This is a genomic window from Thermomonas mangrovi, from assembly GCF_028201335.1.
GTDB classification, from domain to species: domain Bacteria; phylum Pseudomonadota; class Gammaproteobacteria; order Xanthomonadales; family Xanthomonadaceae; genus Thermomonas; species Thermomonas mangrovi.
The window spans coordinates 59058-81703 of record NZ_JAPEVV010000003.1; the positions used below are offsets into that span (position 1 = coordinate 59058).

The window sequence follows — 22646 nt, forward strand, 5'->3', positions numbered from 1 at the left end:
GCCGGGCCTTCTCACCGGCTGCGACGCTCAGTAGCCGGCGGCATCCAGCGCCTTGTCGGCCTCGCGCCGGCCGATCTCGACCAGCTCGGCCGCGCGCCAGAATTCGTAGAACTGGCAGGCATCGCGCGGGATGCGGATGACCAGCTCGGGCGGATCCAGCGCCAGCTGCACGCGGGCGATCTGCGCCTGCATGGTGTCCAGCGCGCGCGACATGGTCTCGGTCAGGCCGAAGCGATGGTCGGGGCGGCCGTCGCCATCGGCGTCGTCGCCGAAGTGGCGGTCGATCCAGCGCCCGAGCACGCCCGGCGCCGAGCGCCCGCCATCGTCCTCGTCGCGCGCCGGGTCGCCCGGCGGCACCTGCGGCCAGCCATGCATGTCCACCGCGATCAGGCGATGCGCGTCCGAGAGGCGGGTCGCGGTGATCGGCAGCGGCGCCAGCAGGCCGCCATCGACCAGTTCGCGGCCATGCAGTTCGAACGGGGTGAACACCCCGGGGATCGCGAACGACGCGCGGACCGCGTCCCACAGGTCGCCGCGGCGCAACCAGACCTCGCGCTGGCGCAACAGGTCCACCGCGACCGCGGTGAATTCGATCGGCAGATCCTCGATGCGCGGCTCGCCGACTACCTCGCGCAGCGCCCGCACCAGGCGGTTGCCGGTGAACAGCGCCGGCCGGCCGAAGCCCGGGTCGAGCAGGCGCAGCATCGCCCCGCGCGGGGTGCGCAGCATCCAGTCGCGCAGGTCGGCCAGCTTGCCGGCCGCGCACGCGCCGCCGACCAGCGCCCCGCTCGACGAGCCGGCGATCGCCACGATGCGCATGCCGCGCGCCTGCAAGGCCTCGATCACCCCGATCTGCGCGAGCCCGCGCGCGCCGCCGGCGCCGAGCACCAGCGCCACGGCCTCGCCGGGGGCGATCGTCGGTGCGCCTGCGGCCGCCATCAGTCGTAGTTCGAGATCGCCAGCTGCAGCATCGCGCGCATCTGCTCGCGCAGCACCTTGGGCTCCACGATCTCGGCGTCGCCGCCGTAATGCAGCACGTCCATCAGCAATTCGCGCGGCACCGAGTACGGCACCTTCAGCTCGTAGCGCCCGTCCGCGAGGAACCGGCCCTGCTGCTGCGAATGCCAGTGCTCGTCGGCCACCCAGCGCGCCGCCTTGGCGCTGAACACGATGGTCGCCCAGCCCTTGGGCGCGCCGGAGAAGATGCCGTAGCTGCCGGCGAGGTGCGCATTCAGCGCGGCATCCTCGACGTCGCGGGCGACGCCGTCGGCCAGCCGCGCGGCGGAGATGCGGTCGATCGAGAAGCTGCGCAGGCCCTGCTTGTCCTCGTCCCAGGCGTCGAGGTACCAGTTGTCGCGGTAATGCGTGAGCCGCTGCGGGCTGCAGTTGCGCCGGCTCTTCTCGTCGGTCGAGCGCGCGCGGTAGTCGAATGCGAGCTTGCGCCGCTCCAGTACCGCCGAGGCCACGATCCGGAACACGTGCTCGTCCATCCGCCGGCCGCGGTGCGGGATCACCCGCACCCGTTCCACCGGCCAGGTCTTGCCGCCGGAGTGCGCGTCAAGCAGCTTCTCCACGCGTTGCTGCAGCGGCGCCAGCGCCGAGGACAGCATCCCGCCGCTGCTGCGCGACAGCAGCTGCTGCGCGGCGAGCAGGGCGTGCAGCTCCTCGGAGTTCAGCCACAGCCCGGGCAGCTCGAAGCGCTCGGACTCGGCCTTGTCGTAATGGAAGCCGGCCTCGCCGTCGCCGACCAGCGGGGCCATCAGGCCATCGCGCAGGAAGGCGAGGTCGCGGTACACCGTCGCCCGCGAGCAGCCGAGCTCGTCCTGCAGCCGGGCCACGGTGACGGGGCGGCGCGCGGCCTGCAGCACGCGGTGCAGGGCGATGATGCGTTCGTAGCGGTCCATGCGAGGATTATGCCGCCAGCCACGGCCCTGCGCCGTGCCTGCCACGACCCGCCCCATTCCGGATCCGCACCATGTCGAAGACCACCCTCTCGTTGCTGTTGCCCCTCTCCCTGATCCTCGCGGCCTGCACGCAGCCACCGCAGGAATCCGAGTCGAAGGACACCGCTGCAGTTCCCGCCGCACCAGCCAGTCCCACCCAGGCGGCGCAAGCATCGCTGCCGGTGCCATCGACGGAAACGGCCGCATCGACCCCCGCCACGACGGCCACGCCCGCGGACACGCCGGCGGCTCGCGATGCGGTGCTCGACGCCCTGCGCAAGTTCGCGGCGCTCAAGCGCTACCACGCGACCATGACGATGGTGGAGCGTCCCGGGGCCAAGCCGGTTACCAGCGAGATGGACCATGTGGCGCCGGATCGCTTCCGCATGGTGGTGCCTGGTGCCGGCACCCAGGTGGTGATCGGCGACACCATGTACCTGCAGGCACAGGGACGCACGATGCAGGTTCCGCTGCCCGCCGGCACGCTGGCGAAGTGGCGCGATCCCGCCAGCCTCGCAGCCGCCGCGGACGGCCTGACCGCCGAGGAAGCGGGGCGCGCGATGGTCGCCGGCCAACCGTCGCGCAAGTACATCGTGCGCCAGACCAAGCCCGTGAAGGCCGAGACTGCCTTGTGGATCGGGCCCAAGGGCCTGCCGATCAAGATCGAGACCGCCGGCGGCACGGATGGCAAGTCCGGGCAGGCCAGCATCCGCTACTCGCGCTACGACGATCCCGCGATCACCATCGAGCCGCCGAAGTAAGCGACCGCCGAGGTGTCCAGGCCGGGGCGCGGCGGGCACAATGCCCGCATGACCGCCGCGCCGCGCGAACCCGCCATCGACCTCTCGCCCTCGCCCGGCGACGAGGTCGTGGCGACCACCTGCTACATGTGCGCCTGCCGCTGCGGCATCAAGGTCTGGCTGCAGGACAACGCGCTTGGCCAGAGCAGGATCCGCTACATCCAGGGCAACCCCGACCACCCCGTCAACAAGGGCGTGCTGTGCGCGAAGGGGGCCAGCGGGATCATGCAGCACGCCTCGCCGGCGCGCCTGCGCAAGCCGCTGCTGCGGGTGGGCGAACGCGGCGCGGGCGAGTTCCGCGAGATCGAATGGGACGAGGCGCTCGACATCGCGGTGTCGTGGCTGAAGCCGATCCGCGAGCGCAACCCCGATGAACTCGCGTTCTTCACCGGCCGCGACCAGAGCCAGGCACTGACCGGCTGGTGGGCGCAGCAATTCGGCACGGTGAACTACGCGGCGCACGGCGGCTTCTGCTCGGTGAACATGGCCACGGGCGGGCTGTACAGCGTCGGCGGCAGCTTCTGGGAATTCGGCGAGCCCGACTGGGACCACGCCCGCTACCTGATGCTGTGGGGCGTGGCCGAAGACCACGACAGCAACCCGATCAAGCTCGGCCTGGGCAAGCTGAAGGCGCGCGGCGCCAAGATCGTCGCGGTCAACCCGGTGCGCACCGGCTACGGCGCGATCGCCGACGAATGGATCGGCATCCGTCCCGGCACCGACGGCCTGTTCGCCTTCGCCCTGGTGCATGAATTGCTCCGGACCGACCGCATCGACCTCGACTACCTGGTGCGCTACGCGAACGCGCACTGGCTGGTGGTCGACCACCCTGGCGGCGCCGACGACGGCCTGTTCGCCCGCGACGCCGATGGCAACCCGCTGTGCTGGGATGCGCGGGCCAACGCGGCGACCGATGCGAATGCGATCGACATCGCCCCCGCCGTGGTCGGCACCTACGCACTGGCCGACGGCCGCACCGCGCGACCGGTGTTCCAACGGGTCGTGGATCGCTACCTCGATCCGCGCCATGCGCCGGATGCGGTGAGCGAGCGCTGCGGCATCCCCGCCGACACCATCCGCCGCATTGCACGCGAACTGGCCGAGGCCGCCTTCGACAGCAAGCTGGAACTGCCGATCGCCTGGACCGACAGTTGGGGCCGCGCGCACGCCTCGATGGAAGGCCGCCCGGTGGCGATGCATGCGATGCGCGGGATCAGCGCGCACAGCAACGGCTTCCACACCTGCCGCGCGTTGCACCTGCTGCAACTGCTGCTGGGCGCGGTGGATGCACCGGGCTCGTTCCGCTACCAGCCGCCGTTCCCGAAGCCGGTCCCGCCGGGCAACCGCCCTGGCAAGGCGCGCGGGCCGGAAGGCGTGCTGGATGCCGCGCCGCTGGGCTTCGTGCACGGGCCCGAGGACCTCGTCGTCGATGCGCAGGGCCAGCCGCGCCGCATCGACCACGCCTACTCGTGGGCGTACCCGCTGTCCGCGCACGGGATGATGCACACGGTCATCCGCAACGCCTGGGCCGGCGATCCCTACAAGATCGACACCCTGCTGATGTTCATGGCCAACATGGGCTGGAACTCGGCGATGAACACCCGCGAGACCATCGCCTGGCTCACCGACAAGGATGCCAACGGCGAGTACCGGATCCCGCGCATCATCTATTCCGATGCCTACGCCTCGGAGACCGTGGCCTACGCCGACCTGGTGCTGCCGGACACCACCTACCTCGAACGCTTCGACGCGATCAGCCTGCTGGATCGCCCGATCAGCGACGCGGATGCCGCCAGCGACGCGATCCGCCACCCGGTGTTCGACCCGGCGACGCAACCCGGGGCCGATGGCCGTCCGCGCGACGTGCGCGGCTTCCAGTCGGTGCTGATCGAACTCGGCGCGCGCCTGGGCCTGCCGGGCCTGGTGCATGCGGACGGCAGCCCGAAGTACCGCGACTACGCCGACTACATCGTCCGCCACGAGCGCGCGCCGGGCGTCGGCCTGCTGGCCGGCTGGCGCGGCGAGGACGGCACGCAGGAAGGCAAGGGCGCGCCGAATCCCGAGCAGCTGCAGCGTTACATCGAACACGGCGGCTTCTGGCATGCGCCGGTGCCCAAGTCTGCGCGCTACTTCAAGATGGCCAATCGCGATTACCTGCAATGGGCCCAGCGCTTCGGCTTCGTGCCCGACGACCGACCGATCGTGCTGCAGCTGTATTCGGAGACCCTGCAGAAGTTCCGCCTTGCGGCGCAGGGACACGGTGCGCACCAGCCACCGGCGGAGCATCGCGAGCGTGTCGCCACGTACTTCGATCCGCTGCCGATCTGGTACGAGCCGTTCGAGCACGACCAGACCTCGCGCGAGGCCTTCCCGCTCAATGCCGTGACCCAGCGGCCGATGTTCATGTACCACGCGTGGGGCAGCCAGAACGCGTGGCTGCGGCAGATCGCCGCGCGCAACTGGCTCTACCTGCATCCGGACACCGGCGCGCGCCACGGCATCGCCGACGAGGACTGGATCGAGGTCGCTTCGCACCACGGCACGATTACCGTGCAGGCGAAGTTCGCCGCCAACGTGCAAGCGGACACGGTCTGGACCTGGAACGCGATCGGCAAGCGCAAGGGCGCGTGGCGGCTGGCGAAGGACGCCCCGGAGGGCCGGCAGGGCTTCCTGCTCAATCACTTGATTTCCGACGTGACCCCGAAGGGCGACTACGCCAACGCCGACCCGGTGACCGGGCAGGCCGCATGGTTCGACCTGCGGGTCGCGATCCGCAAGGTCGAGGCCCGCGACGAGAGCGCGCCGCAGTTCGCGCCGCTGGGGTTCGACCAAGCGGACGACCGTCCGCTGCGCTACGGCGCGGGCTTCCGCGCACGGCGCGAGGCAGGCCGCCGATGACCGCGCTGCCGCCGCCGTCGAAGAAGAAGCTCGGCCTGGTGATCGACCTCGACACCTGCGTCGGTTGCCATGCCTGCGCGACCAGCTGCAAAGAATGGAACGCCGGCGGCATCGCCGGCCCGCTGACCGACGAGCGCCCGTATGGCGAGTCGCCGCAGGGCGTGTGGTTCAACCGCGTGCACAGCTACGAGCTGGAAGCCGATGCAGCCACCAGGCAACCGGCGCAAACGCTCCACTTCCCGCGCAGCTGCCTGCATTGCGAGACGCCGGCCTGCGTCACCGTGTGCCCGACCGGCGCCAGCTACAAGCGCGCCGAGGACGGCATCGTGCTGGTCGACGAGGACAAGTGCATCGGCTGCAAGCTGTGCAGCTGGGCCTGCCCCTACGGCGCGCGCGAGTACAGCGCGGTCGAGGGGGTGATGAAGAAATGCACGCTGTGCGTGGACCGCATCTACAACGACAAGCTCGACGCAGCGGACCGGCAGCCGGCCTGCGTGCAGGCCTGCCCGACCCGCGCCCGCCACTTCGGCGACCTCGGCGATCCCGACTCCGACGTCTCGCGGCTGGTCGCCGAGCGCGGCGGCGTGGCGCCGATGCCGGAACTCGGCTACGCCCCGACCAACCGCTACCTGCCGCCGCGACTGCGGCGTGCCGGCGACGCCGCACCGACCACGCCCGACACCACTCCCGCCAACGCCGCCAGCCTGGCGGCACGCTGGCTCAACCGCCTCCTCAAGCGCTGAAGGACTCCGCCATGGCCAAGGCCCCCGACCTGCTGATCACCACCACCCACGGCATCGAAGGACGCCGCATCGTGGAATACCGCGGCCTCGTCGGTGGCGATGCGATCCTCGGCGCGAACATGTTCCGCGACATGTTCGCCGGCCTGCGCGACCTGGTTGGCGGGCGCAGCGGCAGCTACGAGAAAGTCCTGCGCGCGGCCAAGACCGAGGCGCTGGAGGACATGGTCGCGGCGGCGCGCGAGCGCGGCGCGAACGCGGTGGTCGGCGTCGACCTCGACTACGAGACCATCCAGATCCAGGACGGCGGTTCGATGCTGATGGTCAGCGCCTCCGGTACCGCCGTGGTGATCGAGTAGTGGCGGACCGGCTTCCTCGCATGCCGCGCGGCCACGCCGGCTGGCCCCTCCGTCCATGCGCGACGCATTGCGGCGGCCCGGGGGCGTGCAGCGCATGAACCCCGCGTTCTCGGTGATCGTCTTCACCACGCTGAGCGGCGCCGGGCTCGGGCTGTGGTGCTGGCTGGGCCTGCGCATCGCGTTCGGCGGCCCGCCGGGCCTGTATGAAGGGATCGGCTGGGCGATCGGGCTGCTGCTCGCGGCGGGGCTGGTCGCGGCGGGCCTGGCGAGCTCGTTCCTGCACCTCGGCAAGCCGGCACGCGCCTGGCGCGCGTTTTCTCAATGGCGCACTTCATGGCTGTCGCGCGAAGGCGTGCTCGCGGTGGCCTGCTTCCTGGCGATGGGCGCGGTGTTCCTCGCCGGTCGCAGCGGCATGCCGCCGCTCGCCTTGCGGCTCGCCGCGGCATTGCTGGCGCTGCTGGCGCTGGCCACGGTGTACAGCACCGCGATGATCTATGCCTCGCTACGCCCGATCCCGGCCTGGTCGCACCGCCTGGTGGTGCCGGCCTACCTCGGCTTCGCGCTGCTGCAGGGGGCGCTCCTGCTGCCGACCTTCACCGGCAGCGCGTTGGCCAGCGGGGGCCTGTGGTGGGCCTGCGTGGCGCTTGCGGCCGCCCTGCTGGCGGTCAAGTGGCGCTACTGGCGCGACCTCGACCGTGGACTGGCGATGCCGAGCCGCGGTGCGGCCCTCGGCCTGCCGCAGCGGCAGGCCGCGGTGTTCGAACGCCCGCACACCGAGGCCAACTTCGTTACCCGTGAAATGGCGTTCGTGGTCGCGCGCCGCCACGCGCGCCTGCTGCGTGGCGTCGCCGTCGCCCTGTTCGCGCTGCTGCCGCTGGCGCTGCTGGTGATCGCGGGCATCCACGCTGCCAGCGCGCCCTGGGCGTGGCCGCTTGCGGCCGCCATCGTGCTGCTGGGCGCGGTGGTCGAGCGCTGGCTGTTCTTCGCCGAAGCGCGGCACGTGGTCACGCTGTACTACTGAGGCCGCGCTAGAATCGCGGCGTCCCGTCCCGTCGACCGCCCATGCTCCCCCTGCTGTGGCTGGCCTTCATCGCGCCGCCCGCCGTCATCGACCAGGCCCCCGTCGCACTGCCGCAACCGGTGGTGGTGCAGCGCGTGCTCGCGCCACCGCGCTGCGAGCCGGCGCGCTGCCTGTCCGGCGAGTGGAACGCCTCGGCGATGGCGGCGATCCCGGGTGGCCAGCGCCGCATCGACGGCCAGGACCTGCCGGGCTCGGGCGTCCGCCTGCTGCTGGCCGATGCGCAGCGCCGCGACTGGATGAAGCCGCAGGGCAGCAATGCCCGCGTCGGCCTGCAATACGGCGTGCAGGCGGAGACACCGCCCGGCACCCAGCTGCGCCTGGCCTTCGACACCGGCTTCCGCCTGCAGGCCTATGCCGACGACGGCATCGCCGGCACCGGTCCGGTCCTGCGCGGCCAACTGGAATGGCAGCAGGCGCTCGGCGAGCGCACGCGCCTGTCGCAGACCACGCGGGTGGAAGCCGGGCAGCACGGCACCTTCCTGCGCAACAGCCTGCAAGTGAAACTCGCCCTGCAGCCCGGCCTGGTGCTGAGCTCCGGCGTCGAGATGCGGCGCGACAGCGACGTCGCCGGGCGCAACCAGACCGACGCCACCCTCAACCTACGCTACGCGTTCTGACCCGGCGCGACGCCGGGATCAGCCGGCGTCGATCAGCGCGCGCGCGCCCTGCGCCAGCAACGCCTCCGCGACCTCGCGGCCCAGCCGCTCGTGCGCATCGACGCGGCCTTCGCCATCGGCGCGGACCGCCCGGCCATCGGCCGCCGAGCCCACCAGCCCCTGCAGCCACAGGCGGTCGCCATCGCGCCGCGCGTACGCCGCCACCGGCACGTGGCAGCTGCCGTGCAAGGCCTGGTTCATCGCGCGCTCGGCACCGACGCAGGCGCGGGTCGCGGCATCGTCCAGCGGTGCGCACAGGGCCGCCACCGCGTCGTCGCCGGCCCGGCATTCGATCGCGATCGCACCCTGCGCGGGCGCCGGCAGCCAGCCCGGCGCATCCAGCCGGGCACGGATCCGCGCATCGAAGCCCAACCGTTGCAGGCCGGCGCAGGCGAGCACGATGGCGTCGTACTCGCCGGCATCCAGCTTGGCCAGCCGGGTGTTCACGTTGCCGCGCAGGTCGCGCAGTTGCAGGTCGGGGCGCAGCGCGCGCAATTGCGCCTGCCGGCGCAGCGACGAGGTGCCGACGCAGGCACCCGGCGGCAGCGCGCCGATCCCGTCGAAGCGGTTGCTGACGAAGGCATCGGCATGATCGGCACGGGCCAGGATCGCGGCCAGCGCGAAGCCCGGCTCCAGCTCCATCGGCACGTCCTTGAGCGAATGCACCGCGCAGTCGGCCTCGCCGCGCTGCATGGCCAGTTCCAGTTCCTTGAGGAACAGGCCCTTGCCGCCGATCGCCGCGAGCGAACGGTCCAGCACTTCGTCGCCGCGGGTGCTCAGCGGCACCAGCTCGACCGCGAGGCCGGGATGGGCGGCGCGCAGGCGGTCGGCGACATGCTCGGTCTGCCAGAGGGCGAGCGGGCTCTTGCGGGTGGCGATGCGCAACGTGGTCATGCGGGCATTATCGCCGCTTACCTCCTCCCCTTGCGTAGCAGGGGGAGGCCGGGAGGGGGTGGCGCTTTGCGCAAGTCCACGGCGCACCCCATCCCGACCCTCCCCTTCGCTTCGCGAAAGGGAGGGCGTCGATTCACAGGTGCCGGAGCGTGTCCCGCAACTGCGCCACGCAGCGCCGGCTGACCTCCAGCGGATGGTCGCCATGGCGCAGCACCGCCTGCGTGTGGCCATCAGGCGCGCGCCGCAGTTCGAGGATTTCGTTGCGCGCGACCAGGCAGTTGCGGTGGATGCGCACGAAGCGGTCCGCGAACTCGCCCTCCAGCGACTTCAGCGATTCCTCGATCAGGTCCTCGCCGCGCGCATGGTGCACGACGACGTACTTCTCCTCGGCTTGCAGGTAGCGCACGTCGTCGATGGCGATCAGCCGCAAGGTCCCGCGGATCCGTGCGCACAGGTGCGTGCGGGTGCCGGCATCGGCGCTTGCCCGGGCCTGGCGGCCACGACCGGCAACGAAGGTCCGCACCCGCTCCAGCGCGGCGGCCAGGCGCTCGGGGCGCACCGGCTTCACCAGGTAATCGATCGCCTCGGCATCGAAGGCGGACAGGGCGTGCGCATCGTGCGCCGTGCAGAACACCACCGCGGGGCGGGGCTGGCAGGTCGCCATGTGGCGCGCGGCTTCGAGTCCATCGATGCCCGGCATGGAGATGTCCAGCAGGACCAGGTCGGGTCGCCGTTCCAGGCAAGCATGCACCGCCTCGCCCCCATCCACGGCCTCTCCCACGACCTCCACGCCGGGCTGGGCCGCGAGCAGCGCGCGCAGCCGCTGGCGCGCCAGCGGCTCGTCGTCGGCGATCAGCACCCGCATCGGTTCAGTCCCCATCGCGCTGCCCCCGGAGGCCACGGACGCGGCCATGGTAGCCCGCGCCCGCCGCCACGACCACGTCAGCCGGCCGCGAAGCGGGCCGTCATCCAGTCGCCGAGGTCGCGGATCTCCTCCGCGCAGACCGCGTGCTGCATCGGGTAGGTGCGCCACTCGACGCCGAAGCCGAGCGCGCGCAAGGCCTGCGCCGCCGCCTCGCCGCCGCGCTGCGGCACCACCGGATCGAACTGGCCATGGGCCATGAACACCGGCTGCGCTGGGGCCTGGGGCGCGCAGGCCGCCTGCGCCTGCGACGCGCCCATCGGCAGGTAGGTCGACAGCGCGACCAGGCCGGCCAGCGGGCGCGCACGGGCCAAGCCCGCGGCGAGGGTCACCGCCCCGCCCTGCGAGAAGCCCGCCAGCAGCTGCCGCTCCGGCGGCACGCCGCGCGCCTCCTCGCGCGCGACCAGCGCCTCGACCTCGGCGACGGACGCGGCCACGCCCTCGAGGTCGGCGCGATGGGCGAGGTCGAGGTCGCGGATGTCGTACCACGCGCGCATCCGCATCCCGCCGTTGATGGTGACCGGGCGCACCCGCGCATGCGGGAACACGAAGCGCAGCCCCGGCCATTCGCGGCGCACCAGCTCCGGCACGATCGGCGCGAAGTCGTGGCCGTCGGCGCCCAGGCCATGCAGCCACAGCACGCTCCAGCGCGGCTGCGCGCCGGTCTCGTGTTCGACAGTGTCCAGCGTCATCGCAGCCCCCGGGGAACGGTCGCCGGCATTATGCCGGGCCGCCCGGGCGCGGCGTCACTTCGCCTTGGTGCAATTCTCCAGCCAGATGACCCGGCGGAAGTTGTCGTACTTCATCACCGTGCCGGTGAGCTTGACCTTCTGCCCCTCGCGCATCGCCAGCACGGTGGTGAGCTGGTCGGGCTTGAACAAGCAGGACACGCTGACCTTGAACTGCGCCTCGTGCGGGAACGGCTTGATCACCATGTCGCGGATCTCCGGCACCTCGAAGATCAGGTTGTAGTCCTCGCCATCCTCCATCAGGGTCTCGATGCGGCCGCTCAGGGTGTACTTGCGTCCCTTGTGGCGGGCGTTGACCGCGATCGCGTTCTTGTTCGCCTCGTTGGCGATCATCCGCGAGAACGCGAACACGTCCTGGTTGCCGGTCGCCTCGGTGTTGTCCGCGCCCGCGCCACGCCTGGCCGCGGCGATGCCCTCCTTGCCGCCCTTCACCTTGGCCAGCAGGCCGCACATGTAGGGGCGGATCTGCTCGACCTTGGAGAACACCCCGCGCTCCATCTTCACCGCCATGTCGATGCGGGTGCCGGCCGGCACCGTGCTCACGTTGATCGTGGTCGGGATCGGGCGGGCCTTGTCGCTCTGCCGCTGCTCGACCAGCAGGGTGCCTTCCTCGCGGTTCTCGGCGATGACGTCCATCTTCTCGGCGACCAGGATCCCGCGCATCTGCAACAAGGCATCGCCGGTCGACAGGTTCGGCACGGTGACCGCGCTGCTGTAGGTGGTCATCACGATCGGGTTGCCCGACTTCTTGAAGTTGGCCTCGCATTCGTCGGCCATGGCGACGGCGGGCAGCGCCAGCGCGCATAGCGCGAACGCGGAGAGCGGCTTGGACATGCGACATCCCTGTGGTGGCGTTGGCTATGGATGCTAGCCAGCGCCGAGGCGTGCATGGCCGATGCGGCGGCACGCGATGCGGTCCGTCCCGCGATCGCGTGCGTTGGTCACGGTTGGTGGGCCCACCAGGACTCGAACCTGGAACCAAGGGATTCGCGTTTCCCGGAGATTTCCCTCCGGCGCGGACTATCTCTTCACCCTTCGCCATCGAAGGCGGATGGGGTGCGGGACGCTCGAGCCTGTGATCAAGGGCGCTGGAGCCCCCAGGTAGTCTCTGCACCTTCCGGCGGTGTACCGCCGGCTTGGCTCAGGGTTGCCATCGGCCGAACCGCTAAGGGTTCCCTGAATTCATCCCGTTCCCGTCCGCGCATTCCTGCGCGGCGGCACCTTTCGATGAGTCCCCTGCTCTAACCATTGAGCTATAGGCCCGTGGGGCCATCGTAGCAGACGCACCCCAGCCTACTTGCGCACCCAGCCTGCCCAACCATCCTGGCTGTTGGTCGTCACCTCGAAGCTCACCTCGATGGTGCCGGCGCGCTCGAAGCGCAGCCGCATCGGCACGCGCTCGCCGACCACGAAGGGGCGGTTGGTGTCGATCAGCATGAAGTGCAGCGGGATGCCGGGCGGCTTGACCTCGGTGCGGCCGGTCGGCAGCGTCAGTGGCCACACGGTTTCCATGCGTCCGCCGCCTGCATCGCGCACCACCCGATGCAATTCGACCGACCGCGCGCACGCGCACTCGATGCCGAGCAGGCGGTCGGGCGCGCCGGCATTCTCGAAGCCGGCGTAGGCGGCGACCGGGCCACCCGCTTCGGCGACCGCGGGGATGATCATGTGGTCGATGGCGATGGACCGCGCTGGCGGCGTGCTGGCACAACCGAACAACAGCAACGACACCCCGATGGACGCTGCGAACCCGCGCATGGAAGCACTCCCTCGCTGACAGTGGCCGGAGTGTACGCCGCCCGCAAACGCGAAGCCCCGCCGGAGCGGGGCTCTTGCGTGTCGCGACGGGCGCAGCGCTCAGTCGATGTCGAGGAAGCTGCGCAGCGTCTCCGAACGGCTCGGGTGGCGCAGCTTGCGCAGGGCCTTGGCCTCGATCTGGCGGATGCGCTCGCGGGTGACGTCGAACTGCTTGCCGACCTCTTCCAGGGTGTGGTCGGTGTTCATGTCGATGCCGAAGCGCATGCGCAGGACCTTGGCCTCGCGCGGGGTCAGCCCGGCCAGCACGTTGCGCACGGTCTCGGTCAGGTTGATGTCGGTGGTGGCGTCGATCGGGGACATCACGTTGGTGTCCTCGATGAAGTCGCCGAGGTGCGAATCCTCGTCGTCGCCGATCGGCGTCTCCATCGAGATCGGCTCCTTGGCGATCTTCATGACCTTGCGGATCTTATCCTCGGGCATGTCCATCTCCTTCGCCAACTCCTCCGGCGTGGCCTCGCGGCCGAACTGCTGGAGCATCTGGCGGGAGATGCGGTTGAGCTTGTTGATGGTCTCGATCATGTGCACCGGGATGCGGATGGTGCGCGCCTGGTCGGCGATCGAGCGGGTGATCGCCTGGCGGATCCACCACGTCGCATAGGTCGAGAACTTGTAGCCGCGGCGGTATTCGAACTTGTCGACCGCCTTCATCAGGCCGATGTTGCCTTCCTGGATCAGGTCGAGGAACTGTAGGCCGCGGTTGGTGTACTTCTTGGCGATGGAGATCACCAGGCGCAGGTTGGCCTCGACCATCTCCTTCTTCGCCTTGCGCGCCTTGGCCTCGCCATAGGCCATCGCGCGGTTGATTTCCTTGAGGTCGGCCAGCGACAGCTGCATCGCCTTCTCGATGGCGATGGTGGCCTCCTGTTCGGCGACCACCTGGTCCTTGACGTCGCGCAGGCCCGAGCCCCACTTCTGTTTGCGCTTCAGCAGCTCGTCGACCCACTCGAGGTTGGTCTGGTTGCCTTCCCAGGCCTTGATGAAATCCTTTCGGGGCATCTTGGCGACGCGGGTGGACAGGTCGAGGATGCGGCGCTCGTGGTCCTTCACCTGGTTGACCACGTCGCGCAGCTTGCGCACCAGGGTGTCGGTCAGCGGCAGCGGCAGCTTGAGGGTCATGAAGATCTCGGCGATCTCCGCGCGCGCCTTCAGCACCGCCTTGGCCTCCGGGCCCTGCTTGGCGTAGCCCTTCTGGAAGCGCGAATAGGCGGCGGCCAGCGCCTCCATGCGCGCGGCGACCTCGGCCGGGTCCGGCCCGGTCGGACCGGCTTCCTCGGCGTCGCCGTCGGTCGCCTCGTCCTCGTCGTCCTCCGCGGCATCGTCGGCCTCGACCGGCGCCACCGGGACCGGCTCGGGTTCCGGCTCGCCATCGTTGAAGCCGACCACGATCTCGGCCAGGCGCTTCTTGCCGGCCTTGTGCAGCTCGTAGTCCTCCAGCAGCAGCTCGGTCGACCATGGGAACGTGGCGAGCGCCGACATCATCTGGTTGAGGCCTTCCTCGATGCGCTTGGCGATGGCGATCTCGCCCTCGCGGGTCAGCAGCTCGACCGTGCCCATCTCGCGCATGTACATGCGCACCGGGTCGGTGGTGCGGCCACCCTCGGTGTCGAGCGAGGTCAGCGCGGCCGCGGCTTCCTCGGCGGCGGTCTCGTCGACTTCGCGGCCACCGGCCTGCTGGCCGGCGAGCAACAGGGTCTCGACGTCGGGCGCGACCTCGTGCACCTCGATGCCCATGCCGTTGATCATGCCGATGATGTCTTCGATCTGCTCCGGGTCGACCATGTCGTCGGGCAGGTGGTCGTTGACTTCGGCGTAGGTCAGGTAACCCTGCTCCAACCCCTTGGAAATCAGGAGCTTGATGTCGGATTGCGGGGCTGTCTGCCGTTCGTTGGCCATGGATCGGGCTACCGTGTCGGTGGGGTGCGTCGAACGACGCGAGGGAACCCAGCATTATACCAGCCGGGGTCGGGGCCTGCCCGGCCGGCGCGTTCAGCTTGCGCCGTCAGGGCCGCAGCAGGAAGGTCACCGGCCCGTCGTTGACCAGGCTCACCACCATATGGGCACCGAACCGGCCGGTTTCCACCCCCGCCGCATGGCGCGCGCGGCAGACCGCAACCAGGCCATTGAACGTGCGTTCGGCATCGTCGGGGGGCGCGGCGCTGGTGAAACTCGGGCGCATCCCCGAGCGGGTGTCGGCCGCCAGGGTGAACTGGCTGACCAGCAGCAACCCGCCACCGGTGTCGGCCAGCGAGCGGTTCATCCGGCCGGCCTCGTCCGCGAACACCCGGTAGCCCAGCAGGCGTTCGGCCATCCGCGCGACCTGCGCCTCGCCGTCGCCCGGCTCCACCCCGACCAGCGCCAGCAGGCCGGGGCCGATCGCGCCGACCACCTCGCCGTCGACGCTGACCGAGGCGGACGAGACGCGCTGGATGAGGCTGAGCATGGCCCATTGTAGGCATCGGGGAAGGCGCGCCACCGCGGTCTGGTCGCGGCCGACGCCGCTCCTCCACAATGGACCCGATGACCGAAGCCGCCGCCGCCCTGTTGTACGCGCTCGCCTGGACTGCGGCACGCCTGCCCTGGCCGGTCCTGCGCGCGCTGGCCGATGCCATGGCTTGGCTGTCGCGGGCCAGCAATGGCCGCGAGGCGCGGGTGGCGCGGCGCAACCTCGAGCTGGTGCGCCCGGACCTGGCGCCCGCCGCCCGCGAGGCGCTGCTGCGGGAGATCCTGCGCACCACCTCCCGCCAGGCCTTCGAAACCCTGCGCCTGTGGACGCGCCCGGCGGCGCGCAACCTGGCCGACATCGCCGAGCTCCACGGCGAGGCCCTGTTCGGTGCCGCCCTGGCCGATGGTCGCGGGCTGATCGTGGCGGCCCCGCACATGGGCAACTGGGAGCTGCTGAACCAGTGGCTCGCCGCGAAGACCCCGCTGGCGATCCTGTACCGCCCGCCGGAATCCGCGGCGGGCGAAGCCTTCCTGCGCCGCGTCCGCGCCAACGCCGGCGGCCAGGTGGAACAGGTCCGCGCCGAGGCCGCGGGCGTACGCACCCTGCTCAAGCGGCTGCAGCGCGGCGGCGTGGTCGGCATCCTGCCGGACCAGCAGCCGCGGGTCGGCGACGGCGCGTTCGCCCCGTTCTTCGGCCGCGAGGCGCTGACCATGACCCTGCTCGGCCGGCTCGCGGCGCGCAGCGGCGCGCGCGTCCTGTTCGCCTGGTGCGAACGCCTGCCCGGCACCGGCTCGCCGCGCTTCGCCCTGCACGTGGCCGAGGCACCCGACGGCATCGCCGATCCCGACCCGACGCGCGCGGTGGCCGCGCTCAATGCCGGGGTCGAGGCGATCGCCCGCCGCGACTTCGCGCAGTACCAGTGGACCTACAAGCGCTACAAATACCGCCCGCCGGCCAGCGGCGAGACCAACCCCTACAAGCCCGCGCCATGACCGACCCCGCCTCGATCGATCAACCCCGCGCCACGGCGCCGCCGACCGCCGACTGGCATGCCCCGCCGGCGCGCGCGGTGCGCCTGCATGCGGGCTTCCTCGCCGCGATCTTTGCGCTGTGTGCGATCGGTGCGGTCGCCGGCCCGCTTGCCGCGGCGGATGGACTCGGCGGCGGCCTGCGCATCGGGCTGGGCGGCCTCGCCCTGGTACTCGGCGGCGGCTTCGGCGCATGGCTGGGAAGGCGCCTGCGCCACCAGCGCTGGAAGCTGGACGCCGAAGGCCTGTGGTTGCGGCAGGGCCGGCTGTGGTGGCGCGAGACCCGCGTCCCGGCCAGCCGGGTGCAGCACGTGGACCTCAAGCACGGGCCGCTGGAGCGCCGCTTCCGGCTGGCCACCCTGGTGGTCCACACCGCCGCGGTGCACCTCAGCGGGATCACCGTGCGCGGGCTGGACGAAGCCGATGCCGAGGCCCTGCGCGACGCGCTGGCCCGGCAGCTCGACGACGCCGGGGACGCGCTGTAGCGATGGACCCGCGCATCGACGACCCGGGCACGCTCCCGCGCGACGGCCGCGAGCATCGCCTGCACCCGCTGTCGTGGCTGTTCGTGCTGGTCGCCCAGCTCAAGCAATTCATCGTGCCGCTGGTGGTGCTGCTGTTCGCCGGCCGCGGCGACCGCAACGACCTGTGGGGCCTGCTCGCCGTGGGCGCGCTGGTGGTCGCATCGCTGGCGCAGTACCTCACCTACCGCTACCAGCTGGGGCGCGACGCGATCACCATCCGCAGCGGCTGGCTGCACCGCAGCCGGCGCGAGATCCCGTTCGCGCGGATCCACAACGTCAGCCTGCAGCAGTCGCTGCTGCACCGTCTGGCCGGCGTCGCCGAAGTGCGCCTGGAGTCCGCCGGCGGGGTCAAGCCGGAGGCGCAGATGCGCGTGCTGCGGATGGACCAGGCGCTCGCGCTCGAAGCCTTGGTGCGCCGGCGCGGGCAGGCGGCCGGCAGCGAGGCGGCGGCGGACGCCGCGCCCGCCGCGCCGCTGCTGACCCTGTCGACGCCAGAACTGGTCCGCCTGGGGCTGATCTCCAACCGCGGGATGCTGGTGGTGGCCGCCGCGTTCGGCGCGTTGGCGCAGGCCGGCAACGACCTCTTCGCCAGCCTCATCGAGCGCTGGGGCAAGCTCGCGTTCGGCTGGCTGACCCGCACCATCGGCGCGCATGCCCACGACAGCCCGCTGGCGATCGGGCTGGCCACCGCGACCCTGCTGGTCGCCGCGCTGGTCGCGGTGCGCCTGCTGTCGGTGGCGCTGGCGATCCTGCAGTACCACGGCTTCGCCCTGCGCGAGGACGACGGCCGCCTCCTGGTCGAACGCGGCCTGCTCGCGCGCTCGCGGGCCTCGGCCAGGCGACGGCGCATCCAGGCCTGGTCGCTGCGCGAGGGCGTGCTGCACCGCTGGTTCGACCGCCGCAGCCTGCGGGTCGACACCGCCAGCGGCCAGCGCGGCCGCGAGGCCGGCGTGCATGCGCTCAAGGACATCGCCCCGATCGCCACCCCGGCGCGCTGCGACGCGCTGCTGGCGCATTTCCTGCCCGGCATGGGCTGGGACACGCTCGACTGGCAGCCGCTGCATCGTGGCGCGTGGTGGCGGATCGCGCTGCCGGGACTGGTCGTCGTGCTCCTGGCGACCGCGTTGCTGGCGCTGCGCTTCGGCGCGTGGGGCGCGCTTGGCCTGCTCGCCGTGCCCCTGCAGCTGTGGCGCGCGCGGCGGATCGCCGATGCCTGCGGCTGGGCCTGCAACGGCCGGCTGGTCGCCTGGCGCAGCGGCTGGCTGTCGAAGGCGTGGAACCTCGCCGAGATCGGCAAGCTGCAGGCCGTGCGGCTGTCGCAATCGCCACTCGACCGCCGCCTCGGCATGGCCAGCCTGCTGCTGGACACCGCCGGCGCCACCCCGTTCGGCCCGCCGCTGCACCTGCGCCACCTGCCGCGCGAGGCGGCCGAGGCCCTGTCAGCGCGGCTGGTAACGCAGCTGGCCGGCCGTCGGCTGCAGTGGTAGCTGCTGGGCCGGCAGCGCCCGCCATTCACCGGCGCGCCAGACCTGGATCCAGCGCGTGCGCCAGCGCTGCTGGTGCACCGGCCGCGGGCCCGCCAGCGTCCACTCCTCGCGGGTATTGACCACGATGAGGTCGCGCGGATGGGCTTCCGCCCAGCGCCGCGCATCGGCCTCGTCGAGCACCGCGAGCGGGGCGTGCAGGCGCCCGGCGAAATGGAACTGCAGCTGGTATTCGCCGAGGAAGGCGATGCGGGTGCCGGCGCGCTCGGCCTCGCCCAGCAGGCGCGCGGTCGGGGTGAAGTCGAACTGCGCCTTGAGCAAGGGCGTGGCCGCCGCGTGCAGCAGGGCGAAGCTGAGCAGCACGCCCAGCGCCTGCGCCGGCAGGCTGCGCCAGCGCAGCATCGCGATGCCGACCACGACCAGCGCGGCACCGGCCAGCGGCACGCTGGCCAGCAGCTCCGGCGGGAACGGCTGGTCGATGCGCACGGCCAGCAGGCGCGCCGCGAGCATCAGCCCGCCGAGGAGCAGCACCGCGATCCCGCCGACCCAGCCGAGTCGTGGCCGCGCGTCCGCCGCCGCCGCCAGCAGCAGGGCGAACGCGGCGAAGTCGGGCAGCAGGTAATAGGGCTGCTTGCCGCTGATCAGGCTGAAGGCCAGCACCATGCCGAGCAGCCAGCTCCACGCGAAGCGGTGGCGGGACTCACGCCACAGCGCCGGCACCTGCCGCCACCACCATGCCGACCACCACCACGGCGCCATCAGCGCCAACAACAGTGGCGCATACCACCACCACGGCTCGGCATGATCGAAGCTGTCCTTGATCCGGCCCGCAGTCTGGGTGACCAGCAAGGCCTCGCGGTACTGCGGATCGCCCAGCACCAGCGCGGGCACCAGCCACAGCGCGAACAGGCCGATGCCGGCAAGCACCGCCAACCCGGCGCGCCGGGCGAAGGCGGCGCCCTCGCGTTGCGCCAGCGGATGCCACCAGCGCGCGGCCAGCAACGGGATGCCGAGGTGCAACAGCACCACCGGCCCCTTCGCCAGCAGGCCGACGCCGACCGCCAGCGCCAGCCCCGGCCACCACGGCACCCAGGCGTCGCCGCGGCGGCGGCACAGCGCCAGCACGCCGCCGAGCACCGCGACCGCCAGCGGCAACTCGTACATCACCTGCAGCGCGAACAGGAAGAAGTACCAGAACCCCGCCATCGCCCATGCGGCCAGCGCCGGCATCCGCGGCCGGTCGGGATACAGCCGGCGCGCGAGCACGCCCGCCTGCGCGACCACCACGGCGCCCAGCGCCACCATCAGCAGGCGCGGCCACACGTCGTTGATCCCGCCCACCGCCCAGCCCGCATGGATCAGCCACGGCAGCAGCGGCGTCTTGTGCGAATACGGCGCGCCGTTGAACAGCGGCACCAGCCAGCTGCCGCGATCCCACATCTCCCATGCCACCGCGAGGCTGCGGGTGGAATACAGCGGCACCGGGCCGTGCAGGAAGATCGAGGCCAGCGCGATCGCGGCCCAGGCCAGCAACGGCGCGCGCAGGTCGCGCAGGGCGTCGGTCGCCCTGGTCGGGGAAGTCGTCATCGCGCGCAGGATACGGCAGCGTCGGCAGCGTCCCGCAGCGTCCCGCAGCGTGCCGATGCGGCGGTCCAGCCAACCCGCGAGTTCGGCGCGCAACGCCGGCGTCGCGCGTTCCAGACTTTGCACGCAGGCGAAGGCGACGCGCGGGTCGCGGTCGGCCTCGCGCAGCTTGGCGCGCAGCCGCCAGCCGGCCTGCTCGGCCGGCTTCAGCTGGACCACGCGGCGTGCGTTGTCGACCACCGCCCGCTGCTGCGCGAAGGCCAGGTGCGCGGCCAGCGACTCGCCCTTGAACTGGCGCGCCGAGCGCAGGCGATGCGCCACCTGCGCCTCGAGCAAGTCCGGATGCGCGGCGAAGAACGCCGCCATCGCCGAGACCCGGAACGGGAACGGGTTGTGGTACAGGCGGAAGTAGCGATCCTCGAAACCGGCGAGGCGCGCGCTCAGTTCCTGCGCCACGTGGTTGCCGGCGCGGTCGTCGTCGTCGCGGGCGCGCCGCCCGAGCAGGCGCGCCAGTCGCTTGTCCCAGCGGAAGCGCGCCTGCGGCCGCCAGCCGCCGCGCTGCACGATCGCCTCGCCGCGGAAGAAGTCGCTCGCGGCCACCGGCTGCAGCAGGAAGAAGTCGTCGTTGAAGTAGACGAAGCGCTCGGCCAGGCCCGGGATGCGCCACAGCAGGCTGATGATGCTGCGGCTGTTGAAGGTGGGCAGGTGCCGCTCGAAGCCGGCGAACAGGGTGGCGTGGTCGACCAGGCGGACGCGCGCTTCCCAGGGCGTGCCGCGCAGTGCGTCCAGCTGCGGCGGGCGCTGGCCGTCGCTGACGATCCAGACCGTGCGGAACCATGGCGCGAAGCGCAGGATCGAGGCGAGGCACCAGCCGAGCTCGCCGTCGTCGTTGAAGCGCGTCGGGTCGGCGGTCGCCGGGCGCGGCCGGCCGAGGCTGGCGAGGTAGTCGTCGAGCTTGCGCCGATGCGCGGGATCGGCCCCATCGACCCAGGTGACGACGGCGTCCACCGCCTCATTCATCGGCATCGTCGTCCGCGGGCGTCGTGGCCGGGGTGGCGGTCGCGGCACGCCCATCGCAGCGCGCGGCGGCCGGCGCCTGCAGCAGCCACCAGGTGCGACGGTTGGCGTTGCCCATGTCGCGCGCCAGGCCGCGGTCCACGCAGTCGGGCAGCGCCGCCTCCTGCACCAGCAACCAGCGAGCCGCCGGCGCCTGCCGCAGCCAGGCCAGGCCCAGCGCGAACTGTTCGGGCTTGGGACGCTTGAAGCCGAAGTCGGTCGCCGGGCGGTCGGCCATCAGCAATTGCTGTTCGCGCCAGCCGACCAGGCCGAGCTGCGCCTCCGCGCCGATCGTCGCGCCGACCCGGCGCATCAGCCCGCGCGAGGACGACCCGTCGTTGAGCAGCGGCGCCGCGACCAGCCCGTACAGCACCCACAGCACGGTGAACATCGCCACCAGCGCACGGTGCGCGCGACGGCGCCCAAACCACAACGCGCCACCGAGCCCGCATGCGCCCACCGCCACCAGCATCGCCGCCACCCCTTGCGCGACCAGCGGCTCGCGGCCTTCCATGAAACGCCGCTCGAAGCCGGGCTCGCCGCCCAGCATCGCCAACCCCGCACCGAGCGCGGCCAGCGCGAACACCAGCACGAACCCCAGCAGCAGGCGCTGTGCAGCCGCCCGGCGCAACAGGCCCTGCAGCAGCGGCGCGATCGCCAGCGCCAGCATCGGCAACGCCGGCAGGATGTACATGTCGCGCTTGCCCGAGGGAATGCTGAAGAACACCAGCACCAGCACCACCCAGGCCAGCGGCAGCAGGTACCGCGCATCGCGGCGGCGCAGGCGGCGGCGCCAGGCCGGCAGCGCCCATGGCAGGGCGAGCACGGTCGGCAGCCACGCGGTCAGCGCGACTTCGAGGAAGTACCAGGCCGGCTGGCCGTGGTGCCAGGCATTGGCATAACGGGTGACCGTCTGCCGCAGCAGGATGTCGTCCACGTAGGCACGGTATTCCGGGCCGCCCTGGCCGAGCGCGGCGACCAGCATCGGCACCAGCCACACCCCGCAGGCAGCGACGAAGGCCAGCGGCCCCAGCCAGAAGCGCGGGTCGCGCGCATGCACGCGTACCCCGGGCCAGCCGCGCAGGGACGCGACCGCCGCCGGCAGCAGCATCAGCAGCGCGATCGCGCCGACGCCCTTGCTGATCGTGCCCAGTCCCGCGGCGGCCCAGCCCAACGCCCACATCCGCCAGTCCGGCCCGCGCAGCACATGCCGCAGCAGCCCGTAGTTGGCCAGGGTGATCCAGAACACCACCAATGGGTCGATCTGCGCCTTCTTGGCCTGCCAGGTGAACTGGATCGCCAGCAGCACCAGCCAGCCGGCGTACACGCCGATCCGGCGCGTCCACAGCCTGCGGCCGAGGTCGAGCACGCACCACAACGTGCCCAGCGCGGCCAGCAGCGAGGGCAGCAGGAAGGCGATGCGCAGGTTGCCGGTGAGCACGAGGAACGCCGCCTGCAACCACATGAACAACGGCGGCTTGTCCGAATACAGCTCGCTGCCGCGCTGCGGGAACAGCCAGTTGCCGCTTTCGACCATGTGCCGCGCGACCAGCGCGAAGCGCGGCTCGTCGGCCGGCCACGGATCGCGCAGGCCCAGGCCGGTGGCCAGGATCAGCACGGCGAACAGCCAGAACAGCCAGGTGGCGCGGCGGGTGGGCGTCATCCGG

The 22646-nt window shown here is 71.7% G+C and carries 20 protein-coding genes; 9 read left to right on the forward strand and 11 right to left on the reverse strand.

Translation table 11 applies throughout. From position 1 onward, the window contains the following. Window positions 1-27 precede the first annotated feature (27 nt). Window positions 28-939 carry a patatin-like phospholipase family protein gene (locus tag ON759_RS06880; RefSeq protein ID WP_271679632.1) on the reverse strand — a complete coding sequence of 304 codons (912 nt, stop codon included), beginning with the start codon at window positions 937-939 and terminating at the stop codon, window positions 28-30. After that, complete coding sequence (locus ON759_RS06885; protein ID WP_271679633.1) at window positions 939-1904, reverse strand: helix-turn-helix transcriptional regulator; 966 nt, start codon at window positions 1902-1904, stop codon at window positions 939-941. Before ON759_RS06885 ends, ON759_RS06880 begins: the two co-directional genes overlap by 1 nt. Before the next feature lie 71 nt (window positions 1905-1975). On the opposite strand from ON759_RS06885, the gene ON759_RS06890 reads away from it, so the two are divergent. From ON759_RS06890 to ON759_RS06915, 6 genes are read left to right on the forward strand one after another with little or no spacing between them, the layout of a single operon-like run. Continuing rightward, a complete protein-coding gene (locus tag ON759_RS06890; protein WP_271679634.1) occupies window positions 1976-2704 on the forward strand; it encodes a LolA family protein in 729 nt (242 codons plus the stop codon). Between the two features lie 48 nt (window positions 2705-2752). After that, window positions 2753-5641 carry a molybdopterin oxidoreductase family protein gene (locus ON759_RS06895; RefSeq protein ID WP_271679635.1) on the forward strand — a complete coding sequence of 963 codons (2889 nt, stop codon included), beginning with the start codon at window positions 2753-2755 and terminating at the stop codon, window positions 5639-5641. After that, the gene (locus ON759_RS06900) at window positions 5638-6384 is read left to right on the forward strand and encodes a 4Fe-4S dicluster domain-containing protein (protein ID WP_271679636.1); all 747 of its coding nucleotides are present in this window, start codon (window positions 5638-5640) and stop codon (window positions 6382-6384) included. Before ON759_RS06895 ends, ON759_RS06900 begins: the two co-directional genes overlap by 4 nt. 11 nt (window positions 6385-6395) lie before the next feature. Then, window positions 6396-6740 (forward strand): YbjQ family protein, encoded by a 345-nt coding sequence (locus ON759_RS06905; protein WP_345780546.1) that lies wholly within the window; start codon window positions 6396-6398, stop codon window positions 6738-6740. Between the two features lie 55 nt (window positions 6741-6795). Next, window positions 6796-7761, forward strand: coding sequence for a dimethyl sulfoxide reductase anchor subunit family protein (locus ON759_RS06910; RefSeq protein WP_271679637.1), 966 nt, complete (start codon window positions 6796-6798; stop codon window positions 7759-7761). Between the two features lie 41 nt (window positions 7762-7802). Continuing rightward, window positions 7803-8438: a DUF481 domain-containing protein gene (locus tag ON759_RS06915; protein WP_271679638.1), complete on the forward strand. Its 636-nt coding sequence runs from the start codon at window positions 7803-7805 to the stop codon at window positions 8436-8438. An 18-nt stretch (window positions 8439-8456) separates the two neighbouring features. Here the strand turns inward: ON759_RS06915 and hemC are convergent, their stop codons facing one another. The 7 genes from hemC to dtd form a co-directional block, all read right to left on the reverse strand. Next, a complete protein-coding gene (gene hemC, locus ON759_RS06920; protein ID WP_271679639.1) occupies window positions 8457-9371 on the reverse strand; it encodes a hydroxymethylbilane synthase in 915 nt (304 codons plus the stop codon). A gap of 133 nt (window positions 9372-9504) precedes the next feature. After that, on the reverse strand, window positions 9505-10236 hold the full coding sequence (locus tag ON759_RS06925) for a LytR/AlgR family response regulator transcription factor (RefSeq protein WP_271679640.1): 732 nt from the start codon (window positions 10234-10236) through the stop codon (window positions 9505-9507). Window positions 10237-10313: 77 nt separating this feature from the next. Beyond that, on the reverse strand, window positions 10314-10985 hold the full coding sequence (locus tag ON759_RS06930) for an alpha/beta hydrolase (RefSeq protein ID WP_271679641.1): 672 nt from the start codon (window positions 10983-10985) through the stop codon (window positions 10314-10316). Between the two features lie 54 nt (window positions 10986-11039). Next, complete coding sequence (locus tag ON759_RS06935; protein WP_271679642.1) at window positions 11040-11876, reverse strand: hypothetical protein; 837 nt, start codon at window positions 11874-11876, stop codon at window positions 11040-11042. Between the two features lie 459 nt (window positions 11877-12335). Further along, window positions 12336-12800, reverse strand: a complete 465-nt coding sequence (locus tag ON759_RS06940; RefSeq protein ID WP_271679643.1) for a copper chaperone PCu(A)C — start codon at window positions 12798-12800, stop codon at window positions 12336-12338. 99 nt (window positions 12801-12899) lie between these two features. Beyond that, the gene (rpoD, locus tag ON759_RS06945) at window positions 12900-14753 is read right to left on the reverse strand and encodes an RNA polymerase sigma factor RpoD (RefSeq protein ID WP_271679644.1); all 1854 of its coding nucleotides are present in this window, start codon (window positions 14751-14753) and stop codon (window positions 12900-12902) included. Between the two features lie 106 nt (window positions 14754-14859). After that, window positions 14860-15300, reverse strand: coding sequence for a D-aminoacyl-tRNA deacylase (dtd, locus tag ON759_RS06950; RefSeq protein WP_271679645.1), 441 nt, complete (start codon window positions 15298-15300; stop codon window positions 14860-14862). A 68-nt stretch (window positions 15301-15368) separates the two neighbouring features. Between dtd and ON759_RS06955 the strand changes: the two genes are divergently transcribed. The 3 genes from ON759_RS06955 to ON759_RS06965 are packed head-to-tail and all read left to right on the forward strand — an operon-like array spanning window position 15369 to window position 18342. Then, window positions 15369-16295, forward strand: coding sequence for a lauroyl acyltransferase (locus ON759_RS06955; protein WP_271679646.1), 927 nt, complete (start codon window positions 15369-15371; stop codon window positions 16293-16295). Beyond that, on the forward strand, window positions 16292-16816 hold the full coding sequence (locus tag ON759_RS06960; protein WP_271679647.1) for a PH domain-containing protein: 525 nt from the start codon (window positions 16292-16294) through the stop codon (window positions 16814-16816). Before ON759_RS06955 ends, ON759_RS06960 begins: the two co-directional genes overlap by 4 nt. 2 nt (window positions 16817-16818) lie before the next feature. Beyond that, window positions 16819-18342, forward strand: a complete 1524-nt coding sequence (locus ON759_RS06965) for a PH domain-containing protein (protein WP_271679648.1) — start codon at window positions 16819-16821, stop codon at window positions 18340-18342. Here ON759_RS06965 and ON759_RS06970 read toward each other — a convergent pair. Beyond that, window positions 18295-20949, reverse strand: coding sequence for a Stealth CR1 domain-containing protein (locus tag ON759_RS06970; RefSeq protein WP_271679649.1), 2655 nt, complete (start codon window positions 20947-20949; stop codon window positions 18295-18297). The genes ON759_RS06965 and ON759_RS06970 overlap by 48 nt on opposite strands. Next, window positions 20936-22642, reverse strand: coding sequence for a glycosyltransferase family 39 protein (locus tag ON759_RS06975; RefSeq protein WP_345780547.1), 1707 nt, complete (start codon window positions 22640-22642; stop codon window positions 20936-20938). The genes ON759_RS06970 and ON759_RS06975 overlap by 14 nt, the downstream gene beginning before the upstream one ends. Window positions 22643-22646 lie beyond the last annotated feature (4 nt).